Origin of the sequence: Streptomyces sulfonofaciens (assembly GCF_014656295.1) — a bacterium.
Classification (GTDB): Bacteria; Actinomycetota; Actinomycetes; order Streptomycetales; family Streptomycetaceae; genus Streptomyces; species Streptomyces sulfonofaciens.
Window position 1 is genome coordinate 1 of sequence record NZ_BNCD01000025.1, and the last position, 21,757, is coordinate 21,757.

Annotated in this window: 15 protein-coding genes; 9 read left to right on the forward strand and 6 right to left on the reverse strand. The window is 71.9% G+C overall.

Translation table 11 applies throughout. The annotated features are described in order from the left end of the window. Window positions 1-144 precede the first annotated feature (144 nt). Complete coding sequence (locus tag IE313_RS29515) at window positions 145-1,227, reverse strand: M4 family metallopeptidase (protein ID WP_189937613.1); 1,083 nt, start codon at window positions 1,225-1,227, stop codon at window positions 145-147. Between the two features lie 293 nt (window positions 1,228-1,520). On the opposite strand from IE313_RS29515, the gene leuA reads away from it, so the two are divergent. From leuA to IE313_RS29530, 3 genes are all read left to right on the forward strand, one after another. Continuing rightward, entirely contained in the window at window positions 1,521-3,269 is a 1,749-nt protein-coding gene (leuA, locus tag IE313_RS29520; protein ID WP_189937615.1) for a 2-isopropylmalate synthase, read from the forward strand. A 226-nt stretch (window positions 3,270-3,495) separates the two neighbouring features. Continuing rightward, window positions 3,496-4,218 carry a TerB family tellurite resistance protein gene (locus tag IE313_RS29525; protein WP_373317087.1) on the forward strand — a complete coding sequence of 241 codons (723 nt, stop codon included), beginning with the start codon at window positions 3,496-3,498 and terminating at the stop codon, window positions 4,216-4,218. A gap of 409 nt (window positions 4,219-4,627) precedes the next feature. Further along, window positions 4,628-5,875, forward strand: a complete 1,248-nt coding sequence (locus tag IE313_RS29530; RefSeq protein ID WP_189937618.1) for a sialidase family protein — start codon at window positions 4,628-4,630, stop codon at window positions 5,873-5,875. A 94-nt stretch (window positions 5,876-5,969) separates the two neighbouring features. On the opposite strand, the gene IE313_RS29535 is transcribed toward IE313_RS29530, so the two are convergent. From IE313_RS29535 to IE313_RS29555, 5 genes are all read right to left on the reverse strand, one after another. Then, complete coding sequence (locus IE313_RS29535) at window positions 5,970-6,905, reverse strand: dihydrodipicolinate synthase family protein (protein WP_189937620.1); 936 nt, start codon at window positions 6,903-6,905, stop codon at window positions 5,970-5,972. Next, complete coding sequence (locus IE313_RS29540) at window positions 6,902-7,912, reverse strand: oligopeptide/dipeptide ABC transporter ATP-binding protein (RefSeq protein WP_189937751.1); 1,011 nt, start codon at window positions 7,910-7,912, stop codon at window positions 6,902-6,904. The genes IE313_RS29535 and IE313_RS29540 overlap by 4 nt, the downstream gene beginning before the upstream one ends. Before the next feature lie 125 nt (window positions 7,913-8,037). Next, window positions 8,038-10,065 (reverse strand): dipeptide/oligopeptide/nickel ABC transporter permease/ATP-binding protein, encoded by a 2,028-nt coding sequence (locus IE313_RS29545; protein WP_189937752.1) that lies wholly within the window; start codon window positions 10,063-10,065, stop codon window positions 8,038-8,040. Between the two features lie 74 nt (window positions 10,066-10,139). Then, window positions 10,140-11,102: an ABC transporter permease gene (locus IE313_RS29550; RefSeq protein WP_189937622.1), complete on the reverse strand. Its 963-nt coding sequence runs from the start codon at window positions 11,100-11,102 to the stop codon at window positions 10,140-10,142. A 91-nt stretch (window positions 11,103-11,193) separates the two neighbouring features. Continuing rightward, window positions 11,194-12,822 (reverse strand): ABC transporter substrate-binding protein, encoded by a 1,629-nt coding sequence (locus IE313_RS29555; RefSeq protein ID WP_229925068.1) that lies wholly within the window; start codon window positions 12,820-12,822, stop codon window positions 11,194-11,196. Between the two features lie 190 nt (window positions 12,823-13,012). On the opposite strand from IE313_RS29555, the gene IE313_RS29560 reads away from it, so the two are divergent. The 6 genes from IE313_RS29560 (at window position 13,013) to IE313_RS29585 (ending at window position 21,701) form a co-directional block, all read left to right on the forward strand. Further along, a complete protein-coding gene (locus tag IE313_RS29560) occupies window positions 13,013-13,774 on the forward strand; it encodes a FadR/GntR family transcriptional regulator (protein WP_189937626.1) in 762 nt (253 codons plus the stop codon). A 519-nt stretch (window positions 13,775-14,293) separates the two neighbouring features. Then, complete coding sequence (locus IE313_RS29565; RefSeq protein WP_189937628.1) at window positions 14,294-16,198, forward strand: beta-galactosidase; 1,905 nt, start codon at window positions 14,294-14,296, stop codon at window positions 16,196-16,198. A 753-nt stretch (window positions 16,199-16,951) separates the two neighbouring features. Continuing rightward, on the forward strand, window positions 16,952-18,571 hold the full coding sequence (locus tag IE313_RS29570) for a pyridoxal phosphate-dependent decarboxylase family protein (RefSeq protein ID WP_189937630.1): 1,620 nt from the start codon (window positions 16,952-16,954) through the stop codon (window positions 18,569-18,571). Between the two features lie 176 nt (window positions 18,572-18,747). Next, window positions 18,748-20,271 carry a phenylacetate--CoA ligase family protein gene (locus IE313_RS29575; RefSeq protein ID WP_189937633.1) on the forward strand — a complete coding sequence of 508 codons (1,524 nt, stop codon included), beginning with the start codon at window positions 18,748-18,750 and terminating at the stop codon, window positions 20,269-20,271. A 133-nt stretch (window positions 20,272-20,404) separates the two neighbouring features. After that, window positions 20,405-20,833, forward strand: coding sequence for a DUF8788 domain-containing protein (locus IE313_RS29580; RefSeq protein ID WP_189937634.1), 429 nt, complete (start codon window positions 20,405-20,407; stop codon window positions 20,831-20,833). A gap of 70 nt (window positions 20,834-20,903) precedes the next feature. Next, window positions 20,904-21,701: a DUF8788 domain-containing protein gene (locus IE313_RS29585; RefSeq protein WP_189937636.1), complete on the forward strand. Its 798-nt coding sequence runs from the start codon at window positions 20,904-20,906 to the stop codon at window positions 21,699-21,701. The last annotated feature ends 56 nt before the right edge of the window (window positions 21,702-21,757 follow it).

Here is a 21,757-nt window from a genome sequence, read left to right on the forward strand (position 1 = left end):
GATTCCGCGGGCCGGCCGGCCCGCGGAATCGCGCCCCCGACCACGGCGGGCCCACAAGGGTCCGCGGGGGCCCTCCCGGCGCCCGCAAGGGGCCTGCGGCGGCCTGCCGGGCGGGTCCTGTCGGATGCCCGCGGCGGGTGCCTCCTAGGCCGGCGGCACTCCGACCCGGTTCCACGCCTTGACCACCGCCTGCGCCTCGGGTGCGTCCTGGCCGCCGTACCGGCTGGCGGCGGCGGCCGTCGTGAGCCGGGCGAAGGCCGCGAAGTCCGCGTTGGCGGGCAGGTCGCCGCCGGTCAGGGTGTCGTACCAGATCTGGCCGGCCTTCTCCCAGGCGTGCCCGCCCAGCTCGGTGGCGAGCAGGTAGAAGGCGTGGTTCGGGATGCCGGAGTTGATGTGCACGCCGCCGTTGTCGTCGGTGGTGTCCACGTAGTCGTCCATGGTGGCGGGCTGCGGGTCCTTGCCGAGCACGTCGTCGTCGTAGGCGGTGCCCGGGGCCTTCATGGAGCGCAGCGCCTCGCCGGTGACCCGGGGCGCCAGCAGGCCCGCGCCGATCAGCCAGTCCGCCTCGGCCGCTGTCTGGCCGAGCGTGTACTGCTTGATCAGCGAGCCGAAGACGTCCGACAGCGATTCGTTGAGCGCTCCGGACTGGCCGGAGTAGGAGAGGTTCGCGGTGAACTGGGTGACGCCGTGGGTCAGCTCGTGGCCGATGACGTCGACGGGGATGGTGAAGTCGAGAAAGATCTCGCCGTCGCCGTCGCCGAACACCATCTGCTCGCCGTTCCAGAAGGCGTTGTTGTACTCGCGGTCGTAGTGCACGCTCGCGACCAGGGAGAGGCCCTCGCCGTCGATGGAGTTGCGCGCGTAGATCTTCTGGTAGAGCTCGAAGGTGGCGCCGAGGCCGGAGTAGGCGCGGTTGACCGTGGCGTCGTCGGAGGCGCTGTCGCCCTCGTCGCGCACCGAGGTGCCGGGCAGCTCGGTGCCGTGCTCGGCGTCGTGGATGACGCGGTGCACCTTGGCGGCGGCGGCCCTCGGGTGCCGCTCGGCCGCGGGCGCGCCGACCAGCGTGGTGGTACGCCTGCGGGTGCGCTCCAGGGCGTCCCGCTCCAGGGTGCGGCGGGCGGGCCTGGCGAGCGCGTCGTCGTCGTGTGCGGCCAGGGCGTCGAGGACGTGGGGCGGGACAATGGTGCAGAAGGCGGGCGTGTGGCCCGCGTACGCGTGGACGGTCATACACCGACGGTGGCACTGGGTGATGAATCTGTCACTACCGGCAACGGCGATTGGTGAAATAGAGTGAAAATTGGTTTCGGTCCGTGACCTGGCCCGCTCCCTGTGATCCCGCATAGTGATACGGCTCCGCGCATCCCGGGGGTCTCGGTTAAGGTGTCCTGCATCATGCGTTTCGGGCTGCTTCTCCTTAGCTGCCGCGGCGAGGGCCTGTAGTCGAAGGCCGACCCCCTCCCCGCGGAGTTCGGTGGTGCGCACCGTCGGCCGTCTTCCGCGGATCCCTGGAGTACCGCTTCATGTCGCAGCCCACGCCCGTCACCAACGCCACGCACTTCCAGCGTCCGAGCGCCATGCCGGTCCACAAGTACCTCCCGTACGAGCAGGTCGACATCGCCGACCGGACCTGGCCCGACAAGCGCATCACCACGGCGCCCCGCTGGCTCTCCACCGACCTGCGGGACGGCAACCAGGCCCTGATCGACCCGATGTCGCCGGCCCGCAAGCGGGAGATGTTCGACCTGCTGGTGCGCATGGGCTACAAGGAGATCGAGGTCGGCTTCCCGTCCTCGGGCCAGACCGACTTCGACTTCGTACGCTCCATCATCGAGTCCGACGCCATCCCCGAGGACGTCACCATCTCCGTGCTGACCCAGGCGCGCGAGGAGCTCATCGAGCGCACGGTCGAGTCCCTGCGGGGCGCACGCCGTGCCACCGTCCACCTGTACAACGCCACCGCGCCGGTCTGGCGCGAGGTGGTCTTCCGCGGTTCGAAGGCCCAGGTCAAGCAGATCGCGGTGGACGGCACCCGGCTGGTGATGGAGTACGCGGACAAGCTGCTCGACGACCGGACGACCTTCGGTTACCAGTACTCGCCGGAGATCTTCACCGACACCGAACTGGACTTCGCCCTGGAGGTCTGCGAGGGCGTCATGGACGTCTGGCAGCCGGGCGAGGGGCGCGAGATCATCCTCAACCTGCCCGCCACCGTGGAGCGCTCCACGCCCTCCACGCACGCCGACCGCTTCGAGTGGATGTCGCGCAACCTCTCGCGCCGCGAGTACGTCTGCCTGTCGGTGCACCCGCACAACGACCGCGGCACCGCCGTCGCCGCCGCCGAACTGGCGCTGATGGCGGGCGCCGACCGGATCGAGGGCTGCCTGTTCGGCCAGGGCGAGCGCACCGGCAACGTCGACCTGGTCACCCTGGGCATGAACCTGTTCAGCCAGGGCGTGGACCCGCAGATCGACTTCTCGGACATCGACGAGATCCGCCGCACCGCCCAGTACTGCAACCAGATGGAGATCCACCCGCGCCACCCCTACGCCGGCGACCTCGTCTACACCGCCTTCTCCGGCTCCCACCAGGACGCCGTCAAGAAGGGCTTCGAGTCGATGGACGCGCGCGCCGAGGCGGCCGGCAGGACCGTCGACGAGATCACCTGGGCCGTGCCGTACCTGCCCATCGACCCCAAGGACGTCGGCCGCTCCTACGAGGCCGTGATCCGCGTCAACTCGCAGTCCGGCAAGGGCGGTATCGCCTACGTCCTGAAGAACGACCACAAGCTCGACCTGCCGCGCCGGATGCAGATCGAGTTCTCGAAGATCATCCAGGCCAAGACCGACGCCGAGGGCGGCGAGATCACGCCGGGGGACATCTGGTCCGTCTTCCGCGACGAGTACCTGCCCAACCCGGAGAACCCGTGGGGCCGCATCCAGGTGGTGTCCGGACAGACCACCACCGGCACCGAGGACGGCGTGGACACGCTCACGGTGGAGGCAGAGGTGGACGGCGAGGCCGTCGTGCTCACCGGTTCCGGCAACGGCCCGATCTCCGCGTTCTTCGACGCCCTGGGCTCCATCGGACTGGACGTGCGGCTGCTGGACTACCAGGAGCACACGATGAGCGAGGGCGCCTCCGCGCAGGCCGCCTCGTACATCGAGTGCGCCATCGGCGACAAGGTCCTGTGGGGTATCGGGATCGATGCGAATACGACACGTGCGTCGCTGAAGGCCGTGGTCTCGGCGGTCAACCGGGCGGCTCGTTAGCCGGAGTGACCGGCGCTTTCTCCGGCCCCGTGCGCCCCCTGGGTGCACGGGGCCGCATCATCTCCCGGCCAAGCTCACGTGCGGGGTACTGACGCCGCGTCGGCTATGTGGCTAACATCACGCCAACGCGACCGTTCTGTATCCGAGAACTGCTCTGGAAGAGCAGGAGCGCGGAGTGGAGCGCACGCAACGAAGCTGTTGTCGCGGAGTTATGGAGGGGTGCCACGTGCTGCCAGGATGGGGATGTAACGGACGAACCGCTCGCGGTGTTCGTACCGCCCGCATGTCAGGCATCCTGGGGACGCGGACCGTCTGGACCACCGTCGGCGACGGGGAGTTCTTCTGCCCCGGCTGCGGCGGCGACCGCAACTACCAGCGCCGCACCGGCCGCCGCAGGTTCGCCGTGCTGGGCGTCCCGCTGGTGCCGCGCGGTACGACGGGGCCGGTGGTCGAGTGCGCCGCCTGCCACGACCGGTTCTCCACGGACGTCCTCGACCACCCCACCACGCACCGCTTCTCCGCCATGCTCAGGGACGCCGTGCACACCGTGGCGCTCGCCGTGCTCGCGGCGGACGGCACCTGCGAGCGCCCCGCGCTGGAGGCGGCAGTGGGCGTGGTGCGTGGCGCCGGGTTCGAGCAGTGCACCGAGGAACAGCTCACGACGCTCATCGAGGCGCTCGCCGCGGACACCGGGCGGCTGCCCGAGCAGGTCGGGGGCGGTCTCACCGGGCTCGCCATAGAGCTGCACGAGGCGCTCGACCCGCTGACTCCGCACCTGGCGCCCGCCGGCCGTGAGTCGATCCTCGTCCAGGGCGCGCGCATCGCCCTCGCCGACGGTCCGTACTCGCCGGCCGAGCGTGAGGTCCTCGGTACGGTCGGCAGCGCGCTCACCATGGGGTCGGACGACGTCACGCGGCTGCTGGCGGCCGCACGGACCACCCTTTCCTGACGCCGCCGTCCGGGCCCGCCCGAGAACGCGGGCCCTCCCGCCCCCGGCCGTGGGGTCCGTCGTGAGCTGCGGGGCCCTCCCGTCGTGAGCCGTGGGGTCCTCCTGCTGCGAGCCGTGGAGCCGTTCCGCCGTGGAGCCGTTCCGCCGTGAGCCGTGAGCCTGCCTCGCCCCCGGCCGCGGGGCTGCCCCTCCCCGGGCGCGGCCCGTTCCGCCCCCGGGTCGCGGGGCGGCCCCGTACCCGGTCGAGGGCCGGGAGCGTGCCGGGTCGCGGGCCTCGCACGTCCGTCGCGGCGCGGTGGCCCGCCACCGGGTATTGCCGGGCGTCTCCCGTCGCACTAGGTTGCATGGAAGGACGTCCCACGTCCCATGTTCCAGGACGGCGCCGCCCGTATGCTGACCAAGGGGAGCGATGACCGCCCAGAGTCGCCTGATCGCCAGTCCTGCCGTCGCCGGAGCCGCCTCGTCCGACACCGCGCGGACCGCCTCCGCCTCCTCCCGCACCGGCCCGGCCGCCGCGGAGGGCCCTGCCCCGTGCACCTCCTCGGTGCCGTTCACCGCGGGCGAGGGCGGCTACGACACCTACCGCATCCCCGCCGCCGTCCGCACCCGGGACGGCGCCCTGCTGGCGTTCGCCGAGGGCCGGGTGGGCGGCGCCGGGGACTCCGGCAGCATCGACGTGGTCAGCAGACGCTCCGACGACGGCGGCCGCACCTGGGGCCCGCTCGGCGTCGTGGCCGCGGGCGACGGCGACACCCGCGGCAACCCGGCCCCGGTCGTCGACCCGCGCACCGGCCATGTCGTCCTGCTGACCTGCTACAACAGCGGCGCGGTCAGCGAGGCGCAGATCATGCGCGGCGAGGCCACGGCGGAGCAGAGCCGCCGGGTTTTCGTGCAGACCAGCAGCGACGACGGCCGCACCTTCTCGCCGCCGCGCGAGATCACCGACGACGCCAAGCGCCCCGGCTGGCGCTGGTACGCCACCGGTCCCGGCCATGCCGTCGCCCTCACCAGGGGCCCGCACGAGGGACGCCTCGTGGTCCCCGCCAACCACTCGGCCGCTCCGCCGCCCGGTTCCGCCGACACCGGCCAGGAGGCCCGGTACTACGGCGCGCACGCCCTCTACAGCGACGACGGCGGCCGGAGCTGGCGGATCGGCTTCGTCGACGGCACCTACGACGGCGTGGTCAACGCCAACGAGTCGAGTGCCGCCGAACTGCCCGACGGCCGCCTCTACCTCAGCGCCCGCGACCAGAACGGCACCAGCGCGGGCAACCGCCTGGACGCCTGCTCGGCGGACGGCGGCCGGACGCTGGAGCGGCCCTACGCGGCACAGCACACGCTGGACGACGTGCCCGTGGTCCAGGGCAGCGTGCTGCAGACGGCAGGCGCCGGCGGGCCGCTGCTGTTCTCCGGCCCCTCCGTGCCGACCGCCCGCGCCGCGATGGCGGTCTTCAGCAGCACGGACGGCGGCGGCACCTTCACCCGCGCCACCACCCTCTCCGAGCTGCCCGCCGCCTACTCCGACCTCGTCCAGGTCGGCGCGCGGACGGTCGGCCTCCTCTACGAGACCGGGGAGGCGGGGAGTTACGAGCGGATCGAGTTCCGGCGCCTGCCGATCGGCGCCCTGGCGGGCGGGGGCCCGGCGGCGCGGTCCTGACCGGCGGCACCCGCGGCCGGCGGGGCGCACTCCCGCGCCGGTGGCGACCGGCGCGGCCCCCGCGCCGCCCACGTGCGCGGGGCGTGCGCGGGGCCTACGACAGGCCCGCCGCGGCCAGGTACTTGCCCACCCGTTCCACCTCGTCGGCGCTGAGCGGGATCTGCGGGTAGGCGGTGGCCGGGCAGGCGATGACGCCGCGCAGGTGGAGAGCCGCCTTGAAGGCCCCGAGCGCGGACGAGCTGCCGCCCATCCGCGCCGGGTCGCCCGCCCGTACCATCCCGAACAGCGCGCACAACCGCTCCTGCTCGGCGCGTGCCCGCTCCCGGTCGCCGTCCCTGGAGTACCGGTAGAGCCGCACGTACCCCTCAGGGTCGACGTTCCCGAGCCCCGGCACCACTCCGTCCGCGCCCATCGCGAGGGCCGAGTCGGCCGTCACCTCGGAGCCGGTGAGGACACTGAACCCGGTGACGTCGGCGCGATTCCTGGCCTCCAGGACGACCCGGCGCAGGCCGCCGTCGTCCCCGCTGGAGTCCTTCAGGCCCGCGAGCACTCCCTCCGCGGCCAGCTCCAGGACCAGTTCGGCATCGAGCTTGGTGTGCACCGAGACGGGGAGGTCGTAGGCGAAGACGGGGACGCCGGTGCGCCCGGCGATCGCCCGGAAGTGCCTGGCGATCTCCGCGGGGTGGGTGCGGGTGTAGAACGGGGCGGTGGCGACGAGTGCGTCGGCGCCCGCGGCGACGGCGGCCTCGGCGTGGTCGAGGACCCGCCAGGTCGACATGTCGATCGTGCCCGCGAGCACCGGAAGCTGGCCGGCGACGTGGCGCACGACCGTGTCCACGACCGTCCTTCGGAACCGGTCCGGCAGGTAGGCCGCCTCGGACGAGGAGCCGAGCACGAAGAGCGCGTCCACGCCGCCCGCCACCAGGTGGTCGACGAGCCTGGTCAGGGAGGCGGTGTCCACCTCGTTGTCCGGCGTCAGGGGGGTGCAGACGGGCGGGACGACACCGGTCATCGGGGTGGGAAAGGTCATGAACGCTCCTTTGGTGCGGTGGCCTGGAGGACCAGGTCGTGGATCGACTCGTCCGCTCCCACGGGATGGTGGCAGCGGAAGCGGTGGCCGCGCCCCGCGTCGCCGACGTCCGGCATGGCGGCCGCGCACGAGTGGTCTGCCCGCCAGCAGCGGGTACGGAACGGACACCCGCTCGGCGGGTGCGTGGCCGACGGCACGGGGCCCGCCAGCGGGATCGGGTCGATCGGGGCGAGCAGCCCGGGCGTGGCCGAGAACAGCGCCCGGGTGTAGGGGTGCCGGGCCCGGTCCGCGACCTCTGCGGCCGGTGCCTCCTCGACGATCCGGCCCAGGTACATGGTGATCACCCGGTCGCTCATCCGGCGCACCGTCCGGATGTCGTGCGACACGAAGACCAGGGCGAGGCCGAGGCGCTCCTTCAGATCGAGCAGGAGGTTGAGGATCTGCGCGCGCACCGACACGTCCAGGGCGCTGGTCGGCTCGTCGGCGACCACCAGGGAGGGCTCCAGGGCCAGCGCACGCGCGATGGCGACCCGCTGCCGCTGCCCGCCGGACAACTGCCCCGGCAGCGATTCGGCCAGCACCTTCGGCAGCCCGACCAGTGCCATCAGCTCCCGCACCCGCCGCTCGCGCTGCTCGGAGCCGCCCCTGCCGTGCACGTCCAGCGGGTCCCGCAGGATCCGGCGGACCGTCAGCCGGCGGTTGAGCGCGGTCGAGGGGTCCTGGAAGACCATGCCCGTACGGGCGCCGACCAGGCTCCGGCGCTCCGCAGGAGCCATCGCCCACAGATCACGGCCGAGGAAGGTGACGGTGCCCGAGGTGGGCCGCTCGACGCCCACCAGCACCTTGGCCAGCGTCGACTTGCCGCAGCCCGACTCGCCCACCACCCCGACCGTCTCGCCGGATGCGACGGCGAGATCGGCGCCGGTGAGTGCGTGGACGCTGTCCCGCCGGAAGAGCCCGCCGGTGCGCGCCCGGTGCACCACGCCGGCGCCGCTGAGCGCGACCAGGTCGGTGTCCGCGCGGCCCGGGGGCGGCCCGCCGCCCGGCCCGCCGCCGCTGTCGGGTGCCCCCGCGCCCTCGGCCGGTGGGGTGCCGCCGCCCCCGCGCGCTGCCGCGCCGTCACTCCCGCCGGTCACTTCAGGGCCTCGCTTCCGCGGTCGGGCAGGCCGTCCGTGCGGCCCGCGGGGGGTACGGGCACCGGCAGCTCGACCGCCGGACGGTGGCAGGCCACGGCATGCGCGGCCGTGCCGTCGGCGGGGCCGGCGCGCAGGTCGGGCGCGGTGGTGCGGCAGACCTCGCCGGCCAGGGGGCAGCGGTCGGCGAACCGGCAGCCGGCGGGGAAGTCCGCCGGGGACGGCACGACGCCGCGGATCTGGGTCATCCGCTCCGCCGCCGACTCCAGCGAGAGCACGGAGCCCAGCAGACCGCGCGTGTAGTGGTGGGCCGGCGCCTCGACCAGGGCAGCGGTCACCGCGCTCTCCACGATCTGCCCGCCGTACATCACCACGATCCGGTCCGTCACGTCCGCGACCAGCGCAAGGTCGTGCGAGACCAGGACCAGTGCGAAGCCCAGCTCTGCACGGAGCCGCAGCAGCAGCTCGATGACCTGCGCCTGCACGGTGACGTCCAGCGCGGTGGTGGGCTCGTCGGCGACGATCAGCTTGGGGCTGCGGGACAGCGCCATCGCGATCAGCACCCGCTGCCGCTGTCCGCCGGACAGCTCGTGCGGGTAGCTGCGCAGCGTGCGGTCCGGGTCGAGGCCCACCAACTGCAGCAGTTCTCCGGCGCCGCGCCCGCCGCCCCTGCGGACCAACTGCTTCAGTTGTGCCCGCACGGTCATCGCCGGGTTCAGCGACGACAGCGCGTCCTGGTAGACCATCGCCATGTCGTGGCCGAGCAGCCGGCGCCGGGCGCTCATCCGCATCCCGGTCAGCTCCTTGCCGTCGAAGACGATCCGGCCGCCGATCCTGGCGCCCGCGGGGGCGAGGCCCATCACCGTGAGCGCGGTCAGCGACTTGCCGCAGCCGGACTCGCCGACCAGGCCGAGCACCTCACCGGGACGGACCTCGAAGCTGATGCCGTCCACGATGTCGACACCGCGGTGGCGCTGTGCGAAGCCGATGGTGAGGCCCTTGACCCGCAGCACGGGCTCACCCGCGGGCAGCGGTCTGGCCCGTTCCCGCAGCCGGACCCCGGCCTCGGTGAGGGCGGGCAGTTCGGTGACCGTCCCGGTGCCGGGCCGTGCCGTCTCCAGCGCGTCGACGGTGTCCGCGTCCGCGTCTGTGTCTGCTTTTGTGCCGGTGCCGTCCGTCGCCCCGCGGCGCTCCGCGGGCGCCGCCCAGGCGTCGGAGACCCCTTCGGACAGGACGTTCAGCGCCAGCACGGTGACGAGCATCAGCAGACCGGGGAAGACGGTGGCCCACCAGCCCCCGGTGAGCACCATGTTCTTGCCGTCCGCGATGACGCTGCCCCAGGAGGGGTCCGGCGGCCGGACGCCCGCGCCGATGAAGGACAGCGACGCCTCGAAGACGATCGCCTCCGCGACCTGCACCGTGCAGTAGACGAGCACCGGCGCCGCGCAGTTGACGGCGACGTGACGGACGATGATGTGCGGGGTCCTGGCGCCGATCACCCGCTCGGCGACGACGTAGTCCTCCTCGTACTGGGCGAGGACGTTGCCCCGCACCACGCGTGCGATGGGCGGGGTGAAGAGGAAGGCGAGCGCCCCGATCAGGACCGGGATGCCGCCGCCGAAGACGGTGACCAGGACCGCGGCGAGTGCGATGCCGGGGAAGGCCATGACGATGTCGAGCAGGCGCATCAGCGTCTCGTCGACCGCCTTGCGCGAGGTCGCCGCCAACGCCCCCAGCACGGCGCCGGCCAGCAGCGCGAGCAGCGTCGAACCGAGCCCGATCGCCAGCGACCAGCGCGCCCCGTACATCAGCCTGCTGAGGATGTCCCGGCCCAGGCTGTCCTGCCCCAGCCAGTGCCGCCCCGACGGCCCGCCGCCGCCCAGCAGGGGCGCCTGGTCCAGCGGGTCGTGCGGCGCGAGTACCGGCGCGAGGAGTGCCATCAGCACCACCAGCACGACGGCCGCGAGGGAGATCCGGGACGGCACGGACAGCCGGCGCAGCGCCAGGAGCCGCAGCACCGCCCGCATCCTGGGCCGGCGGGGCGCACGGGGCGCACGGGACGTCCTGGAAGAGGAGGCCGGCGCCCCCGTCACCTGCTCGGTCATCGGGCGGCACTCCTCAGACGCGGGTTGACCAGGAGATAGAGGATGTCGATGACCAGGTTGACGATCACGAACCCGACGGCCGTGGTGAGCACCACGCCCTGCACCACCGCCGGGTCGCCGTTCTTCACCGCGTCGATCATCAGCTTGCCCATGCCGGGCAGTGCGAAGATCGTCTCGGTGACCACGGCACCGCCCAGCAGGTACCCGACCCGCAGGCCCAGCACGGTCAGCGGATTGATCAGGGCGTTGCGCAGCACGTTGCGGCCGACCACCACGACCGGCGGCAGGCCGCTGCCGATCGCGGTGCGCACATAGTCCTTGTCCAGCTCCTCCACGACGGCGGTGCGCACGATCCGGGTGAGCTGGGCGGCGATGGGCAGCGACAGCGAGAAGGCGGGCAGCGTCATGGTCTCCAGCCAGCCCGTGAACGAGTCCGCCGGGTTGATGTAGCCGCCGGAGGGGAACCATCCCGCGTTCACGGCCAGGTACTGGATCATCAGCAGCGCCAGCCAGAAGCCGGGCGCCGCGACGCCGGTCAGGGAGACCACCCGGATGATCTGGTCGGCCGCCCGGTCGCGGTGGATGGCGGCGGTGACCCCGAGCAGCAGCGCCAGCACCACCGCGATGACCAGGCCCAGCAGGGTGAGTTGCAGGGTCAGCGGCAGGGCGGTGGCGACCTGCTGGGTCACCGGGGCGCGGTTGAGCACGCTGATGCCCATGTCGCCGCGGAGCAGGTCGCCCACGAAGTGCACGTAGCGCAGCGGCAGCGGATCGAGCAGGCCGTTGTCCAGGCGGAACCGGTGCAACTGCTCCGGAGTCGGGTTGGCGCCCTGGAAGTAGGCGGACGCCGGGTCGCTGTCCGAGAACCGCATGATGACGAAGACGAACAGCACGATGCCGAGCAGCAGCGGGACGAGCAGGGCGATGCGGCGGGCCAGGATCCTGGCGATCGCGAGCACGGGTGGCTCCTAGGAACAAAGGGGCAGGCAGGGCGGGCGGGCCGCGGCGGGGTGGCGGGGGCCGCCGCCCCGGGCCGGGGCCCGGCCGGGGTCAGCCCTTGGCGGGCTCGGCCTTGAGGAGGTTGACGCCGGGGTACGGCTGCGCCCGCACACCGGTGATCCTCCGCGGGTCCCAGGCGGTGATCAGCTCGGTGTGGACGACGGGGTATATCACCGCGTTCTCGGCGACGATGTCGATGTAGTCCTGCGTCATCCGCTTCTTGCGCTCCGGGTCGGGCTCGCGTGTGGCCCGGTCCATGAGCGTGAACAGGTGCCTGGCGGTGGGGTCGTCCTGCCAGCGGGCGTACCCCATCCAGGTGTTCTGCGGCCCGTAGTTGTAGTGCATGATCAGGTCCGCGTCGATGCCGAACTGGTTCGGGTTCGAGGCGGAGGCGACGACCTGGAAGTCCTTCCTCTGGTCGAGCTTGCTGAAGACGGCCGAGGTCTCCTGCGGGGTGAGCGTGGTCCTGACGCCGATCGCGTCCCAGGACGCCTTGATGGTCGGCAGGCAGTCCACGATCCAGCTCACGTTCCCGGCCAGCAGGTTCACGGACAGGTCCTTGACGCCGGCCTCATCGAGGAGCTTCCTGGCCCTGGCCGGGTCGTGGCGGTAGACGGTCGCGGCCTCGCGGTAGGACGGGTTGCCGGTGTCCAGGAACGAGGACGCGGCCTTGCCATGGCCCCGCAGGCCCGCCTGGATCAGCTTCTGCGTGTCGATCGCGTAGAACAGGGCCTGGCGCACCCGGACGTCGCCGAACGGTTCGCGGGCGGTGTTGAAGAGCAGGAACAGGTGGTTCATGCCCGCGCCGCCCCGGACGGTCAGGCCGCCCTTCTCCAACTGCCGGATGTTGGCGTACGGGATGTTGTCGGCGATCTGGGCGCCGGCGTTCGCGCCGGAGATCTTGGCGACCCGGGGCGCGGCGTCCACGATGGACAGCCAGTTCATCGTCTTGAAGAGGGGCCTGCGCGGGCCGTTGTAGTCCTCGAACGCCGCGAAGGTGGTGTTCGACTTCGGGTGGTGCGCGGTCTGCCGGTAGGGGCCGGAGCCGACGGCCTTGCCGCCGTCCGCGGCCTCCCAGCCGCCCGGCCTGCCGAACACGTGCTTCGGCATGATCTTCGCCAGTGTGAGCCGCGGTGCGCCCTCCGGGAACGGGAACCTCAGCACCAGCTCCACCGTCCTGTCGTCGACCTTGCGCACCTCCTTCAGCCACGGCTCGATGAACCCGGTGGCCAGCAGGGCGGTGCCGGGGCGCAGGATCCGGTCGAAGGTGAACAGCACGTCGTCCACGGTGACCGGCCGGCCGTCGTGCCACCTGGCTCCCGAGCGCAGGGTGAAGCGCCAGGTCGTGGCCTTCAGGTCGGTGGGCACCTCGGTCGCGAGCGCCGCGTACGGCTCGCGGGTGATCGGGTCGGTGTCGAGCAGGCCCTCGTAGATGTGGTGGTTGGCCGCCATCGTGAACGCGGACGCGGTCCTGGTGGGGTCCCAGCTCTGGTCGTTGCCGTACCCGATGACCGCGGTCAGCGAGTCGGAGCCGCCCCCGCCGCCGGTGTCGTTGGTGGACTCCGGACCGGCGGAGCAGGCGGAGAGGGAGGTGGTGAGGGCGGTCGCCGCGCTCAGCGCACCGGTGTACTTGAGGAGGGACCGGCGGTGCAGCGCCGGTTGCGGGGTCGCGTCGCTCACAGTGCCTCCATGGGAGATCCCTCGGAAGATGCTGAACGTCCCGGTTGCCCGGGCCCGGAGATAGGACGTCCTACGTCTTCGCGGACCATAAGTCGGGGCCGGTGGGCGGTCAAGGGGGCGTGCACGGATCGCGTGCGGCCCTGATCGACCGCGCGGACGACATGGGACGTGGGATGTCCCACGGCGTACGATGGGGCGCATGTCTGAGGAGCCCAGGACTTCGAGGGTGCACCCGGCCCCGCGGTCCTCCCGCAGGTGGCGGGTGAACAGCCAGATCCAGCGCGAGGTCACCCAACTGATCCTGGACCGGAAGCTGAAGCCCGGCGCGCCGCTGCCCACCGAGACGGAGCTGATGGAGGACCTCGGTGTCAGCCGCAACTCGGTGCGCGAGGCGCTCAAGGCCCTCCAGGCCCTGGACATCGTCGAGATCCGGCACGGCTACGGCACCTACGTGGGCCAGGCGTCCCTGACCCCCCTCGTCGACGGGCTCACCTTCCGCACCCTGTCCCTGCTCGGCGACGACGCCCACGCGCTCGGTGAGATCCTCCAGGTCCGCGAGGTGCTGGAGGAGGGGCTGATACGTCGGATCGCCCCCTCCCTCACCGAGCGGGACCTGGACGCCCTGGAGGAGATCGTGGTCCGGATGGAGGCCGCCGGGCGGGAGAACCAGCCCTTTCCCGAGCTCGACCGCGAGTTCCACGAACGCCTCTACCGCGCCCTCGGCAACGAGCTCGTGCCCCAACTGCTCGGCGCGTTCTGGAACGTCTTCCACCGGGTGGCCGGCGTCCGGGGGTGGACCGAGGACCCGGCGCCCGAGGTCACCGTCCGCCGCCACCGCGACATCCTCACCGCGCTGCGTGCACGTGACGTGGAGGGCGCGCAGCGTGCCATGGCCGATCACTTCCGCGGCATCGAGGCGCGGGCGGCGCAGGAGACCCACGGGGTGCAGTGACCCCCGCCGTGCGCCTGCGCCCATGTCGCCTGCGCCCGGGCCCCGTCCACCAGGGTCACGAGTCGCACGCTCGTGATGACTGCCGCGGAGCGTGAAGCGTTCACGTTGTCGCACTGGTGACACTCGGGTCGACCGGGCGGGGAAGTGACGGGACCACGCCCGACTCCGACACTACAAGTGTCCGCGTGAGTACTTGTGCGACAGGAGGGGACGTGAGGCAGCGTTTCCTGGTGGCTGTGGCTGTGGCTGTGGCTGTGGCTGTGGCTGTGGGCTGGTGAGGGGCCGCCCGACCGACCAGCCGGGCGGCCCCTTTTTCACGCACCATCACCCTCGCTCAGGGTGGTGCAACAGTGACAGGGGTGGCCGGGTCCGGGAGGCTGTCACTCGTCCCCCCGCGCCCCTGTCGGGCACTGCGCCTCCGGCATCCCTTCGGGGGCCGCGCCTCCGGCACCCCTTCGGGTCCGCCGTCGTCCCCGCTGCCGGGGCGCAGCCCCGGGGCCCCCTCCCGGAAGGAGCTGTATGACCGCCCCGCGCCACCCGGCCGTGCCGTCCCGCCTCGCTCATCTCTACGACAGGCTCCGCTCGCCCGGCTACGGGGGCGACTACAACCCCGAGCAGTGGGGCCCGGACGTGCACGCCGAGGACATCCGGCTGATGCGGGAGGCCGGCGTCAGCCTCGTCACCCTCGGCATCTTCGCCTGGGCCCGGTCCGAACCGGCTCCCGGCGCCTACGACTTCGGCTGGCTCGACGTCCACATGGACCGCCTCGCCGACGCCGGGATCGCCGTCAGCCTCGCCACCATGACGGCCTCACCGCCCCCGTGGCTGCCCGCCCGGCACCCCGAGACGCTGCCGGTGCTGGAGGACGGCACCACCCTGTACCCCGGCGCACGCCAGCACTGGTGTCCGTCCAGCCCCGTGCACCGCGAGCACGCCACGCGCCTGGTGGGCGAGCTGGCCGGGCACTACGCGGACCACCCGGCACTCGCGCTGTGGCACATCGGCAACGAGTTCGGCTGCCATCCCGCACGGCACTGCCACTGCCCCGTCTCCACCCTGGCCTTCCGCCGCTGGCTGCGTGCGCGCTACGGGACCGTCGACGCCCTCAACGAAGCCTGGTCCACCGACTTCTGGTCGCAGCGCTACACCGACTTCGACCAGATCCTCACCCCGCGCACCGCCCCGTCCTTCCGCAACCCCGGCCAGCGGCTCGACTACCAGCGGTTCTCCTCCGACGAACTGCTGGCCTGCTACCTGGCGGAACGGGAGGTACTGGACCGGCTCACCCCGCACGTCCCGGTCACCACCAACTTCGTCCCCGTGGCGAAGACCCTGGACCTCTTCTCCTGGGCCCCGCACCTGGACGTCATCTCGTACGACTCCTACCCCGACCCGCACGATCCGGCCGCCTTCCAGCGCACCGCGTTCAGCTTCGACGTGATGCGCGGCCTGCGCGCGGGCCAGCCCTGGCTGCTGCTCGAACAGGCCCCGGGCGCCGTCAACTGGCGCCGCCGCAACGGCCGCAAGCCACCGGGACGGATGCGCCTGGAGAGCTGGCAGGCGGTCGCGCACGGCGCGGACGCCGTGCTGTTCTTCCAGTGGCGCGCCTCGCGCGGCGGCGCGGAGAAGTTCCACTCGGCGATGGTGCCGCACGGTGGTCCCGGCACCCGGATCTTCCGCGATGTCGCGGCCCTGGGCGCGGAGCTCGCCGCCCACCCGGACCTGCTCGGTTCCGTTCCGCGGCGCGCCGACACCGCCCTCCTGCTGGACTGGCCGAACTGGTGGGCCCTGGAACTGGACGCCCACCCGGCCGACCTCGGCCTCCTGGACACCGCGCTCGCCCACCACAGGCCGTTCCACGACGCATCCGTGGCCACCGACGTCGTCCCGGTGACCGCCGACCTCACCGACTACAGACTGCTGGTGGTGCCCAACCTCTACTCGGTGAGCACCGCGACGGCCCGGCGCCTGACGGAGTACGTGCGGGCCGGGGGCACCCTCGTGATGTCCTTCTTCTCCGGCATCACGGACGAGCACGACCGGGTCCACCTGGGCGGCTACCCGGCGCCCTTCCGCGAGCTGCTGGGCATCGAGGTGGAGGAGTTCGACCCCGGTCCCGACGGCTCCTGGGCGGAGGAGATCCGCCTGGCGGGCGCCGAGGCGGTCGAGACCTCGGGCGCGGGCACTCCCGCGGTGACCCGGCACGTGCTCGGCGCCGGGGTGGCCTGGTACCTGGGGATTCGCCTCGGCCCCGCGGCCATGCGGACGCTGATGGACCGGGTGCGCGCGGAGGCCGGTGTCGAGCCCGTCCTCCCGGACCTCCCGGACGGCACCTACGCCCGCACCCGCGTCACCGCGGACGGCACCCCGGTCCACATCCTGTTGACCGAGCGGACGGGGGAGGTGGCGGTACGGCGGGGCTGAGGCCCGCCCGCGCCCTCCTCCTGCCGCCGGGACAAAGGCCGCAGGGACCGCAGCCCCGCCTGGACGGCGGCGCCGACCGATCGGTCCCGGCCGGACCGCGGTCCCGCGGGCTGGCTCCCGTCCGCACCCGCGCTCGCGCGTCCGTGCACCACCATGCGCGAGCGCACGCGCGTGGTGGTGCCCCATCACACCCCTCCGGCAGCCTCTGACACCCCTTTGAGGGACGGCGAAAACACCCCGCTGCCGCTGTCGCCGCCCCTGACGAGCGGCGGGCCGTCCACCTCCCGGGCGCCGTCCGGAGGCGGTCACCGCCCGGGTGCGGACGAGATCGCAGGAGGGGGCGCATCCGGTTCGCGGCCCGCACCGGGTGCACTCTCCGCTCCCACCGACTCGGCGCGGTCCGCGACGCCGACCCGCAGGAGAACGCTCCTGACACGGCGTTCGAGGATCGGCGTCTCCGAGCGAATTCGATGTGCGAACCGGGCAAAGCAACTCCCGCTTGATCGCGGCCCTGTTCAGTGATCGACAGTCGAACATTAATCATATGAATCGGTGGGCACGTCTTTATTCTCGAACGCCCGCACTTCGTCCAGGAACCCTCTATGGAGTTAACCGTCTGGACAGCGGCGGTCGCGGGGTTACACCCTGGATCACGTCTTCCGGAAATATGAGTGTCAGGCCATATGGGTCGAGTTCCAGGCCCACCGCCGTGGCCCGTTTCCGATGGCCCATTCTTCTCAACGGAGAGCTCCCTTGGTCGAACCCAGGCCGAACAGTCCGGTCTTCGAGCAGTACGGAACAACCGATTCGGTCACCTTCCCCGCGCCCTTCGAGGGCCCCACCGCTCCGTGTCGCCCCAGGACGCCGCACGACGGGCCCGTGCACGGCCCCTCGCCGCACGACAGCCTGAGCACCGTCTTCGACGCGGGACGGTTCAGAAGGGACGCGCAGACCGCGGCCGGACACCTGGCGAGGAACCTGGCGGACACCTCGGTCAGGGGACTGGACCTCGTCGACCCCGCCCTCCTGTCCAAGACGGCCCGGTCCCTGATGACCGCCGAGCGGGACGCCGTCGCGCCGTTCGACCAGGCGCGCCTCGACGCCATCCTCGATCTGTACGTCCGCACCGGGATCCAGGTCCACTCCCCGGGCTACATGGGCCGCCAGTTCTCCGGCGTCGTCCCGCTCTCCGGCGTCGTCGACTTCGTCAGCTCGGTGGTCAACCAGCCCTCCTCCTTCTACGAGGCGGGCCAGTTGCCCAGCGTCGCCGAGCGCATCATGGCGGACGAGCTGAACAGGTTCATCGGCTGGGCCCCGGGCACCTTCGCCATGATCACCACCTCCGGCGCCTCACTGGCCAACCTGACCGCGCTGCTCGCGGCCCGCAACAAGGCGTTCCCGGGCTTCTGGTCGGACGGCGGCCCGGCCCGCGGCGAGGGCGGGGGGCGCCCCGCCGTGGCGGTCGGCGCAGACGTCCACTACAGCGTGTCCCGCGCGGCGGGCGTCCTCGGCATCGGCGACGCCCAGATCGTCCGTCTGCCCCTCGGCCCCGACCGGCGCGTCTGCCCGCAGCGGGCGCGCGACGAGCTGGCCGAGGCGGAGCGGCGCGGTCTGAAGGTCTTCTGCCTGGTCGCCTCCGCGGGCACCACGTCCGTCGGTGCCTTCGACCCGCTGGACGAGCTCGGCGACCTCGCCCGCGACAAGGGCATGTGGCTGCACGTGGACGGCGCCCACGGCGCCAGCCTGCTCGTCTCCGACCGGTTCCGCGGCAGGCTGCGCGGCATCGAGAAGGCCGACTCCCTCGCCTGGGACGCGCACAAGATGATGTTCGTGCCCGCCCCCTGCACGCTCCTCTTCTACCGCGACGAGGCGGACAGCCTGGGTGCCTTCCGGCAGCGCGCGAGCTACGTCTTCGACGAGGAACCCGACCCCTACACCGAACTCGACAGCGGCGGCAGGAACTTCGAGTGCACCAAACGCCCGATGATCATGCCGCTGTGGACCCTGTGGGCCGTCTACGGACCGGCGCTGTTCGCCGAGAAGATCGAGTACCTGTGCGACCTGGCGGCGGAGACCCACCGCATCCTCCTCGGCGAGCCCGACTTCGAGGCCGTGCACCGCCCCGAGGCCAACATCCTCTGCTTCCGCCACCGCCCCGCCGGCCTGGGGGAACGGGACGTCCACCGCTTCCAGGTGGCGATCCGCAACCGCATCAAGCGCGAGGGCACCTACTTCATCTCGAAGGTGGACATCGACGGCGTCGCCGCGCTGCGCGTGGTCATGATGAACCACCAGATCACCGCTGACCACGTCAGGGCGCTGCTCGACGAGATCAGGCGGGTCGGACAGGACCTCCTCACCGCCGCCGCGTAGCGGGAGGGCGGACGCCGCAATCCGCGCCGGCACCCATCGGAACCGGCGGAACAGGCCACCCAACATTCAGCACCACCACGCCGGGCGCATGCGTGGAAAAGCGCCGGCGGTCGAATCAAATGAGCGACAGGAGCGGTGAAGCGATGACCTCAGTGTGCCCTCCAGGAACCGGGCCCATGCCCGGAGGAGACGCCCGGGAGCTGGCCTCCTGGCTGATCCCGGACTGGGAATGGCGGCCTGATTCCATTGACGTGGTGGAGAAACTCCCGTCCTTCGCCAGCAAGCTGCGCGAGTGCGAACGGGTCTGCAATTCCCCGTACAGCGAGACCGCGCACGACATCCAGGACGCCCTGGTGCTGCGCAGGCTCCAGCAGGTGGTGAACACCGTGCTGCTGAACCCGCTGTGGCGCAGCCGGCTCGCCGGCGCGGGGATCACCAAAGCGCCGGAGAGCTACGAGGACTGGCAGCAGATCCCGACGGCCGACAAGCGGACGCAGCGCGACCTCTTCATGGGCACCAGGCCGGGCATGGTGGTGCCGCTCGACCGGGGCGGCTTCGAGATCGTGGCCAGCGGCGGCACCAGCGACGGCAGCCCGCTGGAGACGGTGTACTCGCTGCGGGAGCTGCGCGACACCTACGAGGCCGCCGGCCGCTTCATGGGCACCTACCAGTTGGGCGAGTACCTGCGCGGCAGCGACCCCAAGTGGCTGTACACCACGCTGGCCGACTACCAGATGTGGAGCAGCGGCACGATGGTCGGCGGTGTGCTGGCGAACGTGCCCGGGGTCAACTACATCGGCGCGGGCCCCGTCACCGCGCCCGTGCTCGAGCACATGTTCTCCTACCCGGGCCCCAAGGCGCTGATGGGCATCACCGCCGGTATCGCCATTCTGAGCGAGCTGGGCAAGGGCATGAGCCGGCAGGCCAAGGAGAGCTTCCGGGTCGCCCTCTACGGCAGCGGCGTACTGCCCAAGCGCAAGCGCGTCGAGCTGCTGGCGACCTACCCGAACCTCTCCATCCTCAGCTACTTCGCCGCCACCCAGGCCGAGACCATCGGCCTCCAACTGCGCGCGGACGACCCGGCCCTGGCCGCGGTGCCGGGGCTGCACCTGGTGGAGATCGTCGACGAGCACGGCCGGTGGGTCGAGGAGGGCCAGGAGGGCGAGCTGGTCGTCACCCGGCTGCACGCCCACGAGGCCCCCCTGCTGCGGCTGAAGCTGGGCGACCGGATGATCAGGAGGCCCAGGACGCAGGGGCCGGGACTGAAGACCCAGCAGTTCGAGTTCGCCGGCCGCACCGGCGACATCCTGCACCTCAACGACAGCCAGTACTCGGCCGCGCGCGCCTACGCCGCCCTCCGCGACGACCTCGGCAGGGCCGCGGCCCTGGACCTGGACGCGCTGGCCCACGAGATCCAGTTCGTGAACCACCGCGAGGCGAAGATCCTCACCCTGCTGGTCTCGGTCGACGACGTGCACGCCGCGACCTACGCCCGCGACACCGCCTTCCCGTACGGCGTCCAGCCCCTCTTCACGGCCGCGCTGCCCCGCTCCCTGTCGCTGTTCAACGACGGCGAGGCGAACCCGGGGTCGATCGAGAGGACCGGATACGGCTTCCGGCTGGAGTTCGTGTCCAGGACGTCGCCGGAGATCGAGCGCACGGCCGTCGGCAAGGTGCCGCTGGTGCGGGACCGGGGCTGACCCGGCCGCGTCCCCGCGGTCGCCGGGCAGCGGGCCGCGGCCCCTCAACAGCCGGCCGCCGCACCGGCGGCCGGGACACCCGGGAACACGGGACACCCAGGAACAGAGGAAGCGAATGACGAATGGAGTGGGCGTGAAGCCGCAAGTGAACATCGCCGTCGTCGTGGACGTCATCGGCGCGCTCTCCGACCGGAGCCTGCTGGGCGGCAACTGCTGCCTGATCGACGACGGCCCCTTCGACAGCACCGGACAGGGCACGCACGAGCTGCACACCGCGGTAGCACCCGGCCAGGTCGTGCAGTGGTACGCGCTCGCCGTGGACCTGCAGACCCCGGTGGAGATCAGGAACATCACCTTCCTGGGAGGCGCGGACGCGGCGGGCGGCGCAGGCCCCGGCGAGCGCGTCGTGGACGGCGACCACCTCGATCTGAACGTCTGGTCGGGCGTGGTGCCGTACTCGATGACGCGCGGGGTGCCGCACAGGTACCGCCTCGAACTGCAGATGTACGAGGGCGAGAACAGCGTGCTGCACCTGGAGACCCCCGGGCTGCTGTGCGTCTAGGCGCCTGGGTCCGGCACGCCCCGGCACGCCCCGGCACAACGGGAACGACACGGAACGAGGAAGGCGGCACATGCCCCAACAGCTAGCGATCATCGTGCTCGTGGACATCGGCAACGCGCTGGAGTCCCGGTCGCTGAAGGACAACACCTATCTCTTCGACAACATGAAACTGCACGGCTCCGAGAACCAGGGCACCGGCGACCTGGTGACCGCGATCAACGGCGCGTACTGGAGCGACGGCTCGCAGGCGAGTGAACAGGTGCTCAACTGGCTGCCGTACAGCCTCGGCTCGATCCCGCCGACGGTGCCGCGCAGCTACCAGGCCGCCCGGACGCAGCAGGCGGACCGGCAGGCGCTTGCGGACCTGACCGCGCTCACCGGCCGGCCCTCGTCGGACGGCGAGGACGCCGAGGCGGCGCTCAGCGCCATCAGGAAGAACGTGGGCACCCGGGTGAGGGCCGCGGGCCGCTCCCGGGCGCTCGCCGGGCAGCAGGTGCTCGACGTCACCGGCAAGGTGGTCTCCGACCACGGCCAAGGCCTGCACAACTACCCGGCACCGGTGATCACCGACGTCTTCGGCGAGGCGGTGGACGAGAAGATCATCTACCCGGCCGCGTACGGCTCGCCGGACCTCGTGACCGACGGCTGGTACTGGTCGGCCACCGTCGACACCTCCAGGCCAGGCACCTACACCTACAAGATGAGGATCCAGTTGCACGAGCTGGTCCAGCGGGCCGGCGACTGGACCTGGGAGCCGGTCAACCTCGTCTGCGAGTCCCGGCTCCAGGTGGTCTCACAGCCGCGCCGCAACGCCTTCACGCAGGCCGGTCTGAGCTATCTGCCGCTGGCGCCGGGAGTGTCCGCGTAGCCGCCCGGCCGGGCGAGTACGAGAACGCGAACGACCACGAGAGGACATGAACGGCG

Coding starts and splice junctions, on each gene's coding strand:
- IE313_RS29530 (WP_189937618.1), top strand. CDS start 4,628: ATGACCGCCCAGAGTCGCCTGATCGCCAGTCCTGCCGTCGCCGGAGCC.
- IE313_RS29515 (WP_189937613.1), bottom strand. CDS start 1,227: ATGACCGTCCACGCGTACGCGGGCCACACGCCCGCCTTCTGCACCATT.
- IE313_RS29575 (WP_189937633.1), top strand. CDS start 18,748: ATGCCCGGAGGAGACGCCCGGGAGCTGGCCTCCTGGCTGATCCCGGAC.
- IE313_RS29565 (WP_189937628.1), top strand. CDS start 14,294: ATGACCGCCCCGCGCCACCCGGCCGTGCCGTCCCGCCTCGCTCATCTC.
- IE313_RS29560 (WP_189937626.1), top strand. CDS start 13,013: ATGGGGCGCATGTCTGAGGAGCCCAGGACTTCGAGGGTGCACCCGGCC.
- leuA (WP_189937615.1), top strand. CDS start 1,521: ATGTCGCAGCCCACGCCCGTCACCAACGCCACGCACTTCCAGCGTCCG.
- IE313_RS29535 (WP_189937620.1), bottom strand. CDS start 6,905: ATGACCTTTCCCACCCCGATGACCGGTGTCGTCCCGCCCGTCTGCACC.
- IE313_RS29545 (WP_189937752.1), bottom strand. CDS start 10,065: ATGCGGGCGGTGCTGCGGCTCCTGGCGCTGCGCCGGCTGTCCGTGCCG.
- IE313_RS29585 (WP_189937636.1), top strand. CDS start 20,904: ATGCCCCAACAGCTAGCGATCATCGTGCTCGTGGACATCGGCAACGCG.